Annotated in this window: 14 protein-coding genes and 1 tRNA gene; 10 read left to right on the forward strand and 5 right to left on the reverse strand. The window is 31.9% G+C overall.

The annotated features are described in order from the left end of the window. The first annotated feature begins 231 nt into the window (after positions 1–231). From ACKGJY_RS08030 to pyrF, 7 genes are all read left to right on the forward strand, one after another. Entirely contained in the window at positions 232–969 is a 738-nt protein-coding gene (locus tag ACKGJY_RS08030; protein WP_413973358.1) for a Crp/Fnr family transcriptional regulator, read from the forward strand. Between the two features lie 193 nt (positions 970–1,162). Then, entirely contained in the window at positions 1,163–2,344 is a 1,182-nt protein-coding gene (locus ACKGJY_RS08035; RefSeq protein ID WP_413973359.1) for an AIR synthase related protein, read from the forward strand. Positions 2,345–2,413: 69 nt separating this feature from the next. Next, positions 2,414–3,373, forward strand: a complete 960-nt coding sequence (locus ACKGJY_RS08040; RefSeq protein ID WP_413973360.1) for a DUF3078 domain-containing protein — start codon at positions 2,414–2,416, stop codon at positions 3,371–3,373. 177 nt (positions 3,374–3,550) lie between these two features. Further along, a complete protein-coding gene (locus ACKGJY_RS08045) occupies positions 3,551–6,109 on the forward strand; it encodes an adenosylcobalamin-dependent ribonucleoside-diphosphate reductase (protein ID WP_413973361.1) in 2,559 nt (852 codons plus the stop codon). Between the two features lie 430 nt (positions 6,110–6,539). Next, positions 6,540–7,616, forward strand: coding sequence for a peptide chain release factor 1 (gene prfA, locus ACKGJY_RS08050; protein WP_413973362.1), 1,077 nt, complete (start codon positions 6,540–6,542; stop codon positions 7,614–7,616). Positions 7,617–7,637: 21 nt separating this feature from the next. Next, positions 7,638–8,309 (forward strand): signal peptidase I, encoded by a 672-nt coding sequence (gene lepB / locus ACKGJY_RS08055; RefSeq protein ID WP_413973363.1) that lies wholly within the window; start codon positions 7,638–7,640, stop codon positions 8,307–8,309. Then, entirely contained in the window at positions 8,310–9,134 is an 825-nt protein-coding gene (gene pyrF / locus ACKGJY_RS08060; RefSeq protein WP_413973364.1) for an orotidine-5'-phosphate decarboxylase, read from the forward strand. It abuts the gene before it with no gap. A gap of 76 nt (positions 9,135–9,210) precedes the next feature. Here pyrF and ACKGJY_RS08065 read toward each other — a convergent pair whose 3' ends face one another. Next, positions 9,211–11,040, reverse strand: coding sequence for an SLC13 family permease (locus ACKGJY_RS08065; protein WP_413973365.1), 1,830 nt, complete (start codon positions 11,038–11,040; stop codon positions 9,211–9,213). Between the two features lie 316 nt (positions 11,041–11,356). On the opposite strand from ACKGJY_RS08065, the gene bshB1 reads away from it, so the two are divergent. Together bshB1 and ACKGJY_RS08075 are read left to right on the forward strand one after the other, a co-directional pair. Next, entirely contained in the window at positions 11,357–12,076 is a 720-nt protein-coding gene (bshB1, locus tag ACKGJY_RS08070; RefSeq protein WP_413973366.1) for a bacillithiol biosynthesis deacetylase BshB1, read from the forward strand. 93 nt (positions 12,077–12,169) lie between these two features. Further along, positions 12,170–12,245: transfer RNA gene (locus tag ACKGJY_RS08075), tRNA-His, on the forward strand. A 64-nt stretch (positions 12,246–12,309) separates the two neighbouring features. Here ACKGJY_RS08075 and ACKGJY_RS08080 read toward each other — a convergent pair. From ACKGJY_RS08080 to ACKGJY_RS08095, 4 genes are all read right to left on the reverse strand, one after another. Next, the gene (locus ACKGJY_RS08080) at positions 12,310–13,317 is read right to left on the reverse strand and encodes a M28 family metallopeptidase (RefSeq protein WP_413973367.1); all 1,008 of its coding nucleotides are present in this window, start codon (positions 13,315–13,317) and stop codon (positions 12,310–12,312) included. A gap of 15 nt (positions 13,318–13,332) precedes the next feature. After that, positions 13,333–14,382, reverse strand: a complete 1,050-nt coding sequence (locus ACKGJY_RS08085; RefSeq protein ID WP_413973368.1) for a M28 family peptidase — start codon at positions 14,380–14,382, stop codon at positions 13,333–13,335. A gap of 112 nt (positions 14,383–14,494) precedes the next feature. Next, complete coding sequence (locus ACKGJY_RS08090) at positions 14,495–14,839, reverse strand: FUSC family protein (protein ID WP_413973369.1); 345 nt, start codon at positions 14,837–14,839, stop codon at positions 14,495–14,497. A 6-nt stretch (positions 14,840–14,845) separates the two neighbouring features. Next, the gene (locus ACKGJY_RS08095; protein ID WP_413973370.1) at positions 14,846–15,610 is read right to left on the reverse strand and encodes a DUF3108 domain-containing protein; all 765 of its coding nucleotides are present in this window, start codon (positions 15,608–15,610) and stop codon (positions 14,846–14,848) included. Positions 15,611–15,913: 303 nt separating this feature from the next. Here ACKGJY_RS08095 and ACKGJY_RS08100 point away from each other — a divergent pair, with 303 nt between their 5' ends. Continuing rightward, positions 15,914–16,477 (forward strand): transposase, encoded by a 564-nt coding sequence (locus tag ACKGJY_RS08100; RefSeq protein WP_413973371.1) that lies wholly within the window; start codon positions 15,914–15,916, stop codon positions 16,475–16,477. Positions 16,478–16,709 lie beyond the last annotated feature (232 nt).

The following is a 16,709-nucleotide window of genomic DNA, read 5'->3' on the forward strand; positions in this document are numbered from 1 at the left end:
ATTTTCGTTATATCCTAGCAAATATAGCGATTTTCGTGGTAGATGTTATTGCATCTTCTTGTAGAAACAAAAAATATTAAAAAATATAAATATTTAAATCTTTAATTTTAGATATTCAAATTAAAAGGTAATCGAATTTATCAACTTCGTAAAAATAAGTAATTAAAGGTCAAAAACTAAGTATTATTACTTATTTTTGAAACATAACGCTAGATTATATCTAGAGTAGCTATGTTAAAAAAAAACACAAAATTTCGTTCGTTAAAAGATACTTCATGTGCATCATGCGAGAATATCAATTGTATTTTAAAAAGAAATCTCACTATTCTTAAAGATTCTCATTTAATACAGAATAAAAGTACATTACCTTGTAAAAAAGGGCAACAATTTATAATGGAAGGGGCGCCAGTAAACGGACTCTTTTTTATTTTAAAAGGCACAGTAAAAGTTTTTAGAACGGGTATTAATGGTCGTGAGCAAATTGTAAGATTTGCCAAAGAAGGTGAAATTATTGGGCATCGTGGTTTTGGTACTGAAGAGTATTATTCTATAGGAGCTATTGCATTAAAAGATACAGTATTATGTTATTTTTCTAAAGAAAGCCTGCAGGAAGCACTTCTTGTAAACCCTAAGTTTTCGTTTGATATGATGTTGTTTTATGCCAACGAGCTTAACAGAAGTGAAAATAAAGTTAAATCTATCTCGCAAATGACGGTTCGTGAGAGGGTTATAGATACTCTGTTATACATACACCGTAAGTTTGGCGATTTAAACGGATTTATAAATTTGCCACTTAGCCGAAAAGAATATGCCGATTATGCAGGCACCACAGAAGAGCAAGTTATTCGGGTATTCTCAGCATTAAAAAAAGAAAAGTTGATTACGGCACAAGGTAAAAAAATTGGTATAAGCGATAGGCAAATCCTTAAAAATGAAATAAATGATCATAATTATTTCTTAGACACTTAGGTGTTTTTAATAGCTTTTTTATGTCCAAACTCGGGTGTGTATGTGCTCATCAGTCCTATTTAACTAAGTATTTGTTTGTCATCAAATAATCTCAAATTAAGTTAAAAACTAGTTAATAAAAGTCTGGTTATACCACTTTTAAATACGAGTAATTTTTAAAATATTCCTTTACTTTGCAACTCAATATTTAATTATGAGTCAAGAAGTTTCTAAACGTTATGCACAACGCGGTGTTTCCGCTTCAAAAGAAGATGTACATAACGCTATTAAAAATATCGATAAGGGATTATTTCCAAAGGCATTTTGTAAAATAGTACCAGATTATTTAACTAATGATGAGGATTATTGTTTGATAATGCATGCCGATGGTGCAGGTACAAAATCATCTTTAGCATATATGTATTGGAAAGAAACTGGTGATGTATCCGTTTGGAAGGGGATAGCGCAAGATGCACTTATTATGAATATTGACGATTTATTGTGTGTAGGCGCAACAGATAACATCATGCTATCTTCTACTATAGGTCGAAATAAAAATATAATAACAGGAGATGTAATATCTGCAATTATAAATGGAACAGAAGAATTAATTGAAGATTTAAAATCTTTTGGTGTTACCATACATTCTACAGGAGGCGAAACTGCCGATGTTGGCGATTTGGTACGTACCATTATTGTTGACTCTACAGTAACTGCAAGACTAAAACGTAGTGATGTAATAGATAATGCCAATATAAAACCTGGTGATGTTATTGTGGGTTTAGAAAGTTTTGGGCAGGCTACTTATGAGAAAGCATATAACGGCGGTATGGGGAGTAATGGTTTAACTTCTGCGCGCCATGATGTGTTTCATAAATATTTAGCTGAAAAATATCCTGAAAGTTTTGATGCAGCAGTTCCTGAAGATTTGGTGTATTCTGGTAATGTAAAATTAACAGATACTGTAGATGAAGCACCACTAGATGCAGGTAAATTAGTACTATCGCCAACGCGTACTTATGCACCTATTATCAAAGCTATTTTATCTAACTATAAAAGTGATAAAATTCATGGTATGATACATTGTTCAGGAGGTGCTCAAACTAAAATTTTGCATTTTATAGATAATTTACATATTGTAAAAGATAATATGTTTGCAGTACCACCATTATTTAAATTGATACAAGAACAATCTAAAACAGATTGGAAAGAAATGTATCAAGTGTTTAATTGCGGACACAGAATGGAACTTTATGTATCTCCCGACATAGCAAATGATATTATTGAAATCTCAAAATCATTTAATGTAGATGCTAAGGTAATTGGTAGGGTAGAAGCTTCAGAAAAAAAAGAGCTTACAATAAAAAGTGAATATGGGGAGTTTGTATATTCATAAACATATATCAAATTATTCTAACGGAATGATTTTTGAAGATATGGTGTTTTTCAATCAAATCAAATAATCATGAGACAACTTTTTGTAGCCCTCATTATATGTTTTATTCAATGCTCTTTTGCTCAGCCAGATTCACTATACATCATAGAAAAAAAAGCTTATGATGGTCCGCAATGGAAACAAAACCAAAAAGCAAGTATAGATATTAGCCAGGTAAGTTTTACAAATTGGAATGCTGGTGGTACAAACTCAATTTCGGCATTATTAGGCTATCAATATACCGCTAACTACAAGGATAAATTTTTCTTTTGGAACAATGGACTTAGAGTTGGTTATGGTGTAAATAAACAAGAAGACAGAGAATTACGTAAAACAGATGATATTTTTGAGATTACATCAAATCTAGGGTATCAGCCTACTAATGATTCTAAGTGGTTTTATTCTGCACGTTTTAATTTTAAAACACAGCTTACTGAAGGATTTAGATATCCTGACACGGAAAATCCTATTTCTAGGCTATTAGCACCGGGGTATTTATTTTTTGGTGGTGGTATGGAATACGGTAAAAATATAGAAGAACTGTCTTTTTACCTATCACCTTTAACACTTAAGGCAACGTTTGTATTAGATCAAGAGTTAGCTAATGCGGGTTCGTTTGGTGTAGATCCAGCTATTTTTGATGAAAACGGTAACATTGTTAGAGAAGGGAGCAATTTAAGGCGAGAAGTAGGAGTGCTTATAACTAATAGTTACGCTATAGCACTTGCTAAAAATATAAAAGCAACACATTTACTAAGTGTTTATACAGACTACATTAATAACTTTGGAAATGTAGATGTGGATTGGAGATTGAATTTTGATTTTAAAGTGAATAATTTTGTGCGTGCTACTTTAGAGTCTCATTTAAAATATGACGATGATGTAAAAACTTTAGAACCATCAGCAACTGTAGAAGGCGAGTTTGACGAAGCAGGAGCAAGAATACAATGGAAACAGTTTTTAGGTATAGGTTTTGCAGTAGATTTTTAATCTATAAACAAATTTTTTGTTAACTTTTTAGTGTTAATAAAATCATAATCACCTTGTTTTGAGTTGATTGTGTAGTTTTTGTTGTAAACTTTATGATTTTTATCATGTAAAAAATGAAATTATTTTTGTTGTTTTACAATTCGAAAAATTAATCCATCAATTTTATATTTAATAGTAATGGCTACACAGGTAAAAACACCTCTAGAACAACACGTATTTTCTCAAGAAGAAGCTTTTAAAGCATCACTTAAATATTTTAATAATGATGATTTAGCTGCTCGAGTATGGATTAATAAATATGCTTTAAAAGACGCAGCGGGAAACCTATTTGAGCAAACGCCAAACGATATGCATAAGCGTATTGCAAAAGAAATTGCTAGAATTGAAAAAAAATATAAAAATCCACTTACCGAAGCCGAAGTTTTCGATTTAATAAAGGATTTTAAATATATAGTACCTCAAGGTAGCCCTATGGCTGGTATTGGTAATCCGTATCAAGTCGCATCTCTATCCAATTGTTTTGTTATTGGTAATGATGGTGCTTCAGATTCTTATGGCGGTATCATGAAGATAGATCAAGAACAGGTTCAACTTATGAAACGTCGCGGTGGTGTTGGTCACGATTTATCACACATTCGCCCAAAAGGCTCTCAGGTTAAAAATTCAGCATTAACATCAACTGGCATTGTGCCATTTATGGAGCGCTATTCTAATTCAACCAGAGAAGTAGCACAAGATGGAAGGCGAGGTGCTTTAATGCTTTCTATTTCAATAAATCATCCTGATGCTGAGGATTTTATAGATGCAAAATTAGAAGCAGGTAAAGTTACTGGGGCTAATGTATCTGTAAGAATTGATGATGATTTTATGCAGGCCGTAAAAGACAATTCAAAATACGTTCAAAAATATCCAATATTTAGTGCAGTGCCTAAGCTAACACAAACTATAGATGCTAGTAGTGTTTGGAAAAAAATTGTACATAATGCATGGAAATCGGCTGAACCTGGTATTTTATTTTGGGATACTATTACCAAAGAGTCTATACCAGATTGTTATGCAGATTTAGGTTATAAAACCGTATCAACAAACCCTTGCGGAGAAATTCCCTTATGTCCTTATGATTCTTGTAGATTATTAGCCATCAATTTATTTTCTTATGTTGAAGCGCCTTTTACAGAAAATGCTCGTTTTGATTTTGAGTTATTTAAAACACATGTAGCTTATGCGCAACGTATCATGGATGATATTATAGATTTAGAATTAGAGAAAATTGATGTCATTCTTAAAAAAATTGATGAAGACCCAGAGCAAGATGAGGTGAAAGCCGTAGAGCGAAATTTATGGTTAAACATTAAACAAAAAGCAAGCGATGGTAGAAGAACAGGTATTGGTATTACTGCCGAGGGTGATATGCTTGCTGCTTTAGGATTAAAGTATGGCAGTGAAACAGGTAATGCATTTTCTGTAGAGTTGCATAAAATAATTGCTATCGAGGCCTATCGAGGTTCAGTAAATTTAGCTAAAGAACGTGGTGCATTTTCAATATTTGACGCTACTAGAGAAAAGGACAATCCGTTTATTAAACGATTAAAAGAGGCAGATAGTAAGTTGTATTATGACATGTTAGAACATGGGAGACGAAATATAGCTTTGTTAACTATAGCGCCAACAGGTACTACGAGTTTAATGACACAAACTACATCTGGTATAGAGCCTGTATTTCTACCAGTGTATAAAAGAAGACGAAAAGTAAACCCTAACGATAAAGATGTTCGCGTAGATTTTGTAGATGAGGTTGGAGATTCTTGGGAAGAATATGTGGTGTTTCATCATAAATTTAAACAGTGGATGGCCGTAAACGGAATTGATACTTCTAAAAACTTTTCTCAAGATGAAATTGACGATTTAATTAAGCAATCGCCCTATTACGGTGCAACGTCAAATGATGTAGATTGGTTGAGTAAAGTAAGTATGCAAGGAGCTATTCAAAAATGGGTAGATCATTCTATAAGTGTTACTATTAACTTGCCAAATGATGTAAGTGAAGAATTAGTAGGTGATTTGTATGTAAAAGCTTGGGAAGTTGGTTGTAAAGGTGTTACCGTGTACCGAGATGGTTCTCGTTCTGGCGTCTTAATTTCAAACGATGAAAAGAAAGAAGAAAGTACTGAACATACACTTACAGATTTTCCAAACAAACGTCCACAAATTTTGGAAGCAGATGTTGTTCGCTTTCAAAATAAAAAAGAAAAATGGATTGCTTTTATTGGTTTAGTTGATAATAAGCCCTACGAAATTTTTACAGGACTAGCCGATGATGAAGATGGTATTTTAATACCACGTTGGGTAAATACGGGCTTAATTATTAAAAATAGAAACGACGATGGTTCGTCTCGCTACGATTTTCAATACAAAAATACTAGAGGGTATAAAACAACTATTGAAGGTTTATCGCATAAATTTAATCCAGAGTTTTGGAACTATGCAAAACTTATTTCTAGTACATTAAGGCATGGTATGCCTATTGATAAAATTGTAGATTTAATCAATAGTTTACAGCTAGATAGCGTATCGATTAATTCTTGGAAAAACGGCGTAGGTAGAGCCTTAAAACGATATATAGAAGATGGTACACAAGCCAAAGGGCAAGCCTGTACTAATTGTGGTTCTGGAAACGTAATTTACCAAGAAGGTTGTCTTACTTGCAAAGATTGTGGCTCTTCTAAATGTGGTTAAAATCTCGTTTAGCTAATTTTAATACTATATAAAAACCTTTACTATTAAAAGAAAAGGTATACTAAGTAGTACATCTATCACAAAAAATAATACCAAGAGTTTTAATGTTGAAATCCCTAACTTTTTATAAAGTGTTAATTGCCGTTTAACAGTTGATTCGGTAATAAAAAACCATAGAATAATTACCAGAAACATTTTTACTAGAAAGAGTGGTACAATTTCGAAACCTAAAAGCAAGAGTAAAAAATTTATACCACAAGACCATGAAAAGAATGGTTTGTAAAATAGAAGTATAGCAGAAAATTGTTGCATAATACAGTTACTAACGTTTAAACAATAGTATTATTTTTATTTGTGTGGATAAGGTTTGATCTCAATCACTCAAAATTCATAAATTATCGTATTTTTGGTGACCAATTGATATAAGAAGATGTTAGATAAGTTACAGATAATAAAGCAGCGTTTTGATGAGGTGAGTGATTTAATCATTCAACCAGATATTATTTCTGATCAAAAACGATATGTGCAACTGACAAGAGAATATAAAGATTTGCGAATTTTAATGGATAAGCGTGAAGCCTACATTGAGTTTACAAATAATTTAGCTGAAGCTGAAGAAATTATAGCCGATGGGAGTGATGCTGAAATGGTTGAAATGGCTAAAATGCAATACGACGAAGCTAAACAGGGAATTCCACTTCTTGAAGAAGAAATAAAAGTACTGCTTATTCCTAAAGATCCAGAAGATGCTAAAAATGCAGTAGTAGAGTTACGTGCGGGAACAGGAGGAGATGAAGCTAGTATTTTTGCAGGTGATTTATTTAGAATGTATACCAAATATTGCGAAGGTAAAGGGTGGAGCGTAAGTACTGTAGATTTTAGTGAAGGTACTAATGGTGGTTTTAAAGAAATACAATTTGAAGTTTCTGGTGCTGATGTTTATGGTACTTTAAAGTTTGAAGCTGGTGTGCATCGTGTGCAACGTGTGCCGCAAACCGAAACTCAGGGGCGTGTACATACAAGTGCAGCAACCGTTATGGTGTTTCCCGAAGCAGAAGAGTTTGATGTGGAAATCGATCCAAAAGATGTGCGTATAGACTACTTTTGTTCTTCTGGTCCTGGTGGTCAATCTGTAAATACAACATATTCTGCTGTTAGACTAACTCACGAGCCTACGGGTTTGGTGGCACAGTGTCAAGATCAAAAATCGCAACATAAAAATAAAGAAAAGGCATTTAAAGTATTACGTTCTCGTTTGTATGATAGAGAACTTGAAATTAAAAATGCCGCAGATGCTGAAAAACGTGGAAGCATGGTGTCTTCTGGTGATAGAAGTGCTAAAATTAGAACCTATAACTACCCGCAAGGTCGTGTAACAGACCATAGAATAGGATTAACGCTTTACGATTTATCAAATATCGTAAATGGCGACATTCAAAAAATCATTGATGAATTACAATTAGCTGAAAACACTGAAAAGTTAAAGGCTAGTGATGAGACTATATAATTTGTTATTGGTTGAAGCAAAATGAATAAAGGTTTACGAAATTTTTTGATTGTAATATTTTCATTATTTATCTTTCTTAAATTAACAGGAATGTTTACTTATTATAATGTTCCGTCCTCTTCGAATGAACCAAATTTACCAACAAACTGTTATATTTTTGGCTCTAATCTTTTGAAACCAAAAAGAAATGATTTTGCTTATTTTAAATTCTCAGATAGCCTTGATGGATACACAATAGTAAAGCGTTTAATAGCATTACCAGGTGATAGACTAGAATGTAAAAAAGGAAACTATTTTGTTAATGAGAAAAATGTTGATAAAGATTTAAATTTAAGATTTTCATATGTTATTGATAATGTGTCATTTGGTCAGTTAAAACCTTTTTTTGAAGGTGACGATGGTTTTGAGTATTATCCAATTTCCAAAGATTCGATTTTTACTTTTTTAGATAATGATTTTGTTTCAAAATTTCCTCTTAAGCTGAAGAGACATGTCTCCACAGAAAAAAGCAACTTATTTAAAGGTATTTTTTCAAAAAGTAAGACTTGGGATTTAAATAATTTTGGACCAATTACGATACCAGAAGGGAAGTATTTTTTTTCTGGAGATAATCGAGAAAATTCAATAGATTCTAGATATCGTGGTTTTGTAGATGAAAAAGAAATAAAAGGAACTTTATTATTTAAATTGTAAATGAAAACAACACAGCTTATTTCAGAAATCAAAAGAAAACAATCCTTTTTATGTATTGGATTGGATGTAGATTTAAACAAAATTCCAAAACATCTTTTAAAAGAAGACGACCCTATTTTTTCATTTAATAAAGCTATTATTGATGCAACACATCATCTATGTGTAGCGTATAAACCTAATACAGCGTTTTATGAAGCTTATGGTATTAAAGGATGGAAAGCTTTAGAAAAAACAATTACTTATTTAAACGAAAACCATCCAGAAATTTTTACCATTGCAGATGCTAAACGAGGCGATATTGGCAATACAAGTACCATGTATGCTAAAGCTTTTTTTGAGGATTTAGCGTTTGATGCTGTTACTGTAGCTCCATATATGGGAAAAGATTCTGTAGAACCATTTTTGGCCTTTAACGACAAGCATACCATTATGTTGGCATTAACGTCTAACCAAGGTGCATTTGATTTTCAAACAAAAACCATTGATGGTAAAGAAGTTTATAAGCACGTTTTAGAAACCTCAAAGTCTTGGACAAACTCACAAAATTTAATGTATGTTGTTGGTGCCACTAAAGCTGAATATCTAGCAGACATTCGTAATATAATTCCAGATAGTTTTTTATTGGTTCCAGGTGTTGGTGCTCAAGGCGGTAATCTTCAAGAGGTATGTAAGTATGGAATGAATACTTCTGTTGGCTTATTAATAAATTCATCTAGAGGTATAATTTATGCCTCTAATGGTGAGGATTTTGCAGCTGCAGCAGCTGTAAAAGCTTCAAGTTTAAGAGATGAAATGGCAGATGCTTTAGCTCAATTTAAAATATAAAAGTATTACTAACTTATTATAAACAAAAAAGAGACTTCAATTAAGAGTCTCTTTTTTTTATCTAAAATTAAAATATTTAAAAAGGCCAAATAATGGGCACAAGTACAAGTGAAATAATAAAAAACATAAGTAATAAAGGAGCGCCAACTTTTAAGTAATCCATAAATTTATATCCTCCAGCAGACATTACCATTGCATTTGTTGTAGTACCAACTGGTGTTAAAAATGCTGTAGATGCACTTATAGCAACCACTATCATAAAAGGCTCTGGTGATAGGTTTAAAGATGTTGCTGCAAGTATTGCTATAGGCGCCATAAGTACTGCAGTTGCAGAGTTGTTTATAACTTGACTAAACGTAGTAGTAAGTAAAAATATACCACCTAACAGCATTACAGGAGAAATAGATCCTAAATAGGTAACAAGCGCATTTGCAACAAGTTCTGCAGTTCCTGTTTTTTGTAACGCAATACCCATAGGTATCATAGCTGCAATCATCACAACACTTGTCCAACTTATACCTTTATAAGCTTTTGACATTGGGATACATCCAGTTAATAAAACAATACCACCACAAATTAATGCAGCTATAGAACCTGGTACTACTTTAAATACAAGCAGTCCAATCATTAAAAGTAATGCACCTAAGGCTATATAAGATTTAGAGTTTAAACTATCAATATTTTTAGCCATTCCTTCAGGGCTACCACAAATTACTAAGTTATCATGTTGCTTCTTAAGATCTTCGATACTTTCCCAAGTACCACGTAATAAAAATGAATCACCTACCTTTATTTTTATCTCTTTACTTGTAAGTGGTTTATTGTTTCTAGATGCAGCTAGTAATTGAATACCATAACGACTAAAATAGTCTCCTAATTTATAGGTTCTACCTACTAACATAGAATTTGGGTTTACAATAACCTCTGTCATACCAACTTCTTGATTTATAAGGTTATTTTTAAGTTCGTCTGTAACTGGTTCTAACGGTAAAAGACCAAGTCTAAATGTAATCATGAGTTTGTTGATAGCTTCTGTATCTCCCTTTACTGTGATAATATCGTGATAATTAAACATGGTTTTATTGTTAGGGAATTCTACAAACTGCGGGATACCTTTTAGTGGATTTGGGTGTCTTCTTTTTAATCTTAAAATAGAAATATTGTACTCTTTTTCAAAATTCCAGAGACCAAAATGTGTGTCTAAAAGTGGAGAAACCGAACGCACACGTAATCTATAATAATCACCATCTATCTTGTAAGCCTCAATCCATTTATGAAATGTTGTTTCTATATCCACAGGTTTATTATTCGTTTTATTTTTAGGCAGTAACCGATAGCCTATAAATCTAAAATAAAGTAAAGCTACTATTAATAGAGGCAAACCTATTAATGCAAATTCAAAAAATGAAAATCCTTCATATCCAGCTTCAATAAGTGCATTACTCGAAATAATATTTGGAGGTGTACCTGTTAATGTTAATAGACCTCCTGTATTAGAGCCGAAAGCAACAGGCATTAACATTTTAGATGGTAGCGTACCAATACTCCAAGCAGATGCTATTGTTAAAGGCATTAATGTAGCTACTGTACCCGTATTACTCACAAAACCTGATAACACTCCAGATCCTAGAGAGACTATAACCAACAGTTTAGTTACACTTTTACCAGCCCATTGTACAAACTTTTTACCTGCAAGTGCTGTCCAGCCTGTTTGAGATAGTCCTTCACCAATAATAAATAGTGCAGCAATCATAATTACTGTAGGGTTACTAAATCCGCTTAAAGTTTCTTTAGCATCTAAGATTCCAGTTAAAAACAGACTTATCATTGATAAAAGTGCAACAATGTCTGGTGTAAATTTTCCCCAAACAAATAATGCTATTGTAATTACTAATATAGTAAGCATTAAGTATATCATAATTTATAGTATTAACTATTATTAATTCTTATAGTGTAAAATTACCTCAGTGTATGATTAATTATCATGATTAATATCATGCTTTTTTTCGTTAGGTTAATTTTTACAATATTGATGATTTTTTATTCTGAAAATTAAATAAATATTAAACGAAAACGCTTTCGTAATACAAGTTTGCTAAATAAATTTGTAATTTTAATGAAAACTAGAATGTATTATTTTCAAAAGTGCTTATTTTTTTAAAATAAAGTAGCTATGTTTATTTTTTTACGACCAAAGGAGTTATTAATTATTTATAAAATATATGAAGTTAGATATTCTTGCTGTTGGTGCACATCCCGACGATGTTGAATTAGGTTGCGGTGGTACAGTTGCTAAAGAAGTAGCCAATGGAAAAAAAGTAGGTATTATAGACTTAACCAAAGGAGAGTTAGGTACTAGAGGAACAGCCGAAACGCGGAAAGTAGAAGCAAAAAATGCCGCAGATATTTTAGGTGTGTCAGTTAGAATAAATATGGGTTTTGCTGATGGTTTTTTTGTCAATGATAAAATACATCAGTTAGCGTTAATTAAAAAAATTAGAACTTATAAACCAGAAATAGTGTTATGTAATGCTATTGATGATAGGCATATTGATCATGCAAAAGGAAGTAAATTAACTAGTGATGCTTGTTTTTTAAGTGGTTTAATAAAGATTGAAACAAAAGATGAAGATGGTAACACTCAAAAACCGTGGCGGCCAAAGCACATATACCATTATATACAATGGAAAAATTTAGAGCCAGATATCGTCACAGATATATCTGGATATATAGATATTAAAATGAAAGCTGTATTAGCCTATGAAACACAGTTTTTTAGCGAGAAAAGTAAAGAACCAGAAACACCAATATCCAGTAAAAACTTTACAGACAGTATTATATATAGAGCTAGAGATTTAGGACGCCTAATAGGAGTGAAGGCAGCAGAAGGTTTTACAGTAGAACGTTATCCTGCAGTTGATAGTTTGTTTGACTTGAAGTAGTTACGTTTTTGCACTTAAATTATTAAAAAAAGTCTTTGTAGATAACATCGAAAACATTTACATTTGCACACGCATTACAAAATGCTGTTACACGGTGGTTGTAGCTCAGTTGGTTAGAGCATTGGTTTGTGGTACCAAGGGTCGCCGGTTCGAATCCGGTCTTCCACCCAAAATAAAAGCCTTTCAAGAAATTGAAAGGCTTTTTTTGTATAGTTTTTTTAAAGTGATTTTTATTAATCTACCTTAATTCTTTCCTCTCTATTAGCTAATTCCCAAGCTGTATAGAAAATAAGTCGTGCACGTGTTTCTAAAAAATCGTAATTAATTTTATCTGCCGTATCACTTGGTTTATGATAATCATCGTGTACACCATTAAAATAAAATATTACAGGAATATTATGTTTTGCAAAGTTATAATGATCAGATCTGTAATAATACCGATTAGGATCATTTTCATCATTAAAACTGTAATCAAAATCTAAATTAACAGTAGCTTTATTAATAGAATCTGATATTGCATGTAACTCTTTACTTAACCTATCAGAACCTATTAAATATAAATAATTAGGTTTTTCTTCGTGTTTTTTATCTACACGTCCTATCATATCAATATTTAAATTAGCTACAGTTTTTTTCAATGGGAAAATAGGATCTTCATCTGTATAATATCTTGACCCAAGTAAACCTATTTCCTCACCAGTTACATGTAGAAACACAACGGTTCTTTTTGGACTATAGCCATCTTTTTCAGCTGCTTTAAAGGCTTCTGCAATTTCTAAAATTCCTACTGTACCAGAGCCATCATCGTCTGCACCATTATTGATATCACCGCTTCCTGAGATACCAATATGATCTAAATGCGCTGAAATTATTATAACTTCATCTGGTTTTTCATCGCCTTCAATATAAGCGATTACATTTTCAGAGTCATTAGTTGCTCTCCCATTAAAATAGTTAGCAGGAATTTCTTGAAAATAGTTACCATCTGAAATTGGTGAAGGTATATTGTTTGCTAAATAACTAGCTTTAATAAAATTTACAGCTTTCTTTTGTCCTGCTTCTCCTGTTTGTCTGCCTTCAAATTCATCAGAAGCATAAGTATAAAGCATTTTTTTTAATTCGCTAGCTGTGATTGTTTTTGCGTAAGTTTCAGGATTAGCAATTTTTTTTAAACTTTTTTTAGAGCTATTACACCCCAGTAATATTAGTGTCGTAATTAGCGAGATAATTTTCTTTTTCATAAACCAAATATAACACTAATTTAAAATTAGGTTATTATCATCAGTTACTATTCGATGTTCTTGATTTATTAATTGCCATGCGGTTGAAAAAATTAGTCTGGTACGTTTTTCTAAAAGTTCATAATCTATTTTATCAGGTGTATCGGTATGTTTGTGATAATCTTCATGCTCCCCATTAAAATAAAAAATTACAGGTATATCACGTTTTGCAAATTTATAGTGATCAGATCTAGAGTAATATTGGTTTCTATCATTTAAAGTATTATAAGTGTAATCTAAATCAATATCAACATAAGCCTTACTTACAGCTTCAGAAACATAATGTAATTCTTTACTAATTCTATCAGACCCTATGAGATAAATATAATTTTTATTATGTGTGTGTCTATTATCAATACGTCCTATCATATCAATATTTAAATTAGCTATTGTGTTTTTTAATGGAAAAATGGGGTTTTCTACATAAAACCTTGATCCTATTTGTCCAATCTCTTCGGCCGTAAAGTGTATAAATAAAATACTTCTTTTAGGACGATATCCATTAGCTACAGCAATATTAAATGCTTGTGCAATTTCCATAATAGCAACTGTGCCAGAACCATCATCATCAGCACCATAGTATATATTACCATCTTTTTTACCTAAGTGATCCAAATGAGCAGATAAAATGAGAATTTCATCTGGTTTTTCATAACCTTTAATAAAAGCTAAAACGTTCTCAGTAGTTTCAATACCATTTGTTAAATACGGTCTGGTGATTTTTTGAAAATAATTTGCGTCATCAAAAGGAGAAGTAATACCCTCATTAATGTAGTAAGATTGTAAAAACTCTGCAGCTAGTTTTTGTCCTTGTTCTCCTGCTTTTCTCCCTTGAAATTCTTTAGAGGCAAATTTGTAAAGTTGTGTGCTTAACTCTTTTGCAGTAATTGTTTTTGAGTATTTTTTTACTTCAGAGGTATCAACAAGAGAGACACTTTCCTTTAGATGTTTAATCTTTAAAGTATATTTAGGTGTAGCGCATGTACCAACAAGTGTTAATAAGAGAATTGTGCTAAAAAATTTCATTCGTTTTAGTTTACTGATAACAATACGCTAATAAAAGTTTTTAGGGAGTAAAACTTTATATTGATTTAGTATTAAAAACGGTGCAAATATAAAAAAAAGTAAAAAAAATAAGTTACTGATCTAAGTCAATTTCTTCAAAATCAATTTCTTCTAATTCTTCTATAGCTTCTTCTTTGGAGGTTTCTTCTTTTTCTATTAAGGCTTCTGTGTTACCTACTTTTGTTTCACTAAAAATAGCTTTGTATGTTGTTAAGCCTAAAGCCATAATTGTTAAAATAAACGAAAATTGGATAATTTTTTTTACGTTTCCAGTTTTTTTAGAAAGGTAAAACGCGATTAAACCAAAGATTAAAGCAATTATAGAAGGGAATATTGCTAAATTAGATATAGGTAAAACTGATAAAATTATTGCTAAAATTGATGTTATTAATGCAAGAATTGTAAATAAACGTTTCATAAAAAATTAGTGTTTTAAACCAGTTGCAGATTTTATTTTTAACTCGCCATTACCAACAGGTATCTTAAATTTCCCATAAACCATAATTTTATTTTCATCAGCAGTTAACCATATCAAATTGTCTTTTGTGCCTTTTATGACTTCAGATTCGTTACTACTCACTGCAATTTTATAACAAGTTTTACTACCTATAGCAGTATTTATAGTTTCTTTTCCAAGAAAAGTAATTTTAGCACTTATCTCTTTTCTATCAAAAATAACGGTAAATGTTTTTTTAGTTCCTACAGGCATTGATGAAAAATTAAAAAGCCTTATTTTGTATAAAGTAGAAACAATGTCTCTAGTTCCAGAATTTATTTTTACATCTTTTTTATCAACCCATTCTCTTTTAGTTTGTACACTTTTTACTGTATTGGTTTTATGGCTAAATGTATATTTTACATTTTTAGTGTACCCACCTTCATTTATATCCCTTTTGTATAGGTAAGGCGTTAGTGTTTTTGGATTTACATAACTTTCATATAAATCTCTAATTTTAAAAAAATTATCCCATTTACTATAAGTTATGGCTTTACACTTTAAGTGTAATAAAGTAGCTTTTGAAGTTTTGATATTGCTTGTCTCTAAAGTTACTAGGGCAATATCATTTAATACACCAGACATATTATAGGATGCAGTATAAACTAATTTTTCGCCCGCTGCAATGGCTGTATTTTGTGAATATGTAATATGAGCAACAAATAAAATTAAAGCAATGAAAATACGCTTCATGTTAATGGTTTTTTGTGTTATAACGAAATGTTGTGCATTTATTGTGCCGAAAATACAATGTGAGTTGCTCTTATACTAATTTTTATTAAATTATGTAGCCTTTATTCAGGACGGGTCAAAATTAATGGCAACGGTCTAGTGTATGATTTCGTTGCGTGTTTAAGCACTAAAGTCAGCAAATAAATCACAGATAGAAAGTCCGCAAGGACTTTCGTAAGTAGGCTCTCACTAGCAATGGATTATATACGTTGTGCCTGTTGCACAAATCCTTTATAAATATAAAGAAATTTCGTATTTTTATATATGCAAGGCAAGAAAAATTATCAAGAAAAGTTATTTGCTCAATTTCAGTTAAGTGATCGAATTCCAGAGTCTAATTTTTACAGACGATTAAAAGCCGTTTTAGATTTAGACTTTCTTTATGTACAAACCAAGAGCTATTATGGATCTAGAGGACAAAAAAGCATCGATCCCATAGTATTCTTCAAGCTATGTTTGGTAGGCTATTTAGAGAATATTATCAGTGACCGCCAATTGATACAGCATAGCGGTATGCGATTGGATATACTATATTTTTTAGGCTATGACATCGATGAAGAATTACCCTGGCATTCTACTATAAGTCGTACACGTCAACTGTATCCTGAAACTGTATTTGAAGATGTTTTTACCAAGGTATTAGGGATGTGTGTTAATCAGGGTATGGTAACAGGTCATACCCAAGCGATAGATTCAGCACCCGTCAAGGCGAATGCATCTATGGACAGTTTGGAACTTAAAGTCCCCAAAGAAGACTTAGAAGTTCATTTAGAAAAGATACGTCACATCAGTTCTATGGATAAAAAAAACTCCGATAAGGAAATCTAAGATTAATAAAGCCTCCAAAACGCAGCAAGGCATTACAGCGAGTAATTACGAGTTACAGGAGTTAAAAAGTCGAAATAAGCGTTGACGAGCAGACCAAGACCAGCGCCCAGGAGCAGGTAACAAAGGCAGTAAACCTGCCTGCCAACGAGGCAGGTATACTTCAAACAAAACACATTACAGTCCTACCGACCCCGATGCTCGTATTAGTGTAAAGCCAGGTAAGGCAAGGAAA

The organism is Hyunsoonleella sp. 2307UL5-6, assembly GCF_047345485.1.
GTDB lineage: Bacteria > Bacteroidota > Bacteroidia > Flavobacteriales > Flavobacteriaceae > Jejuia.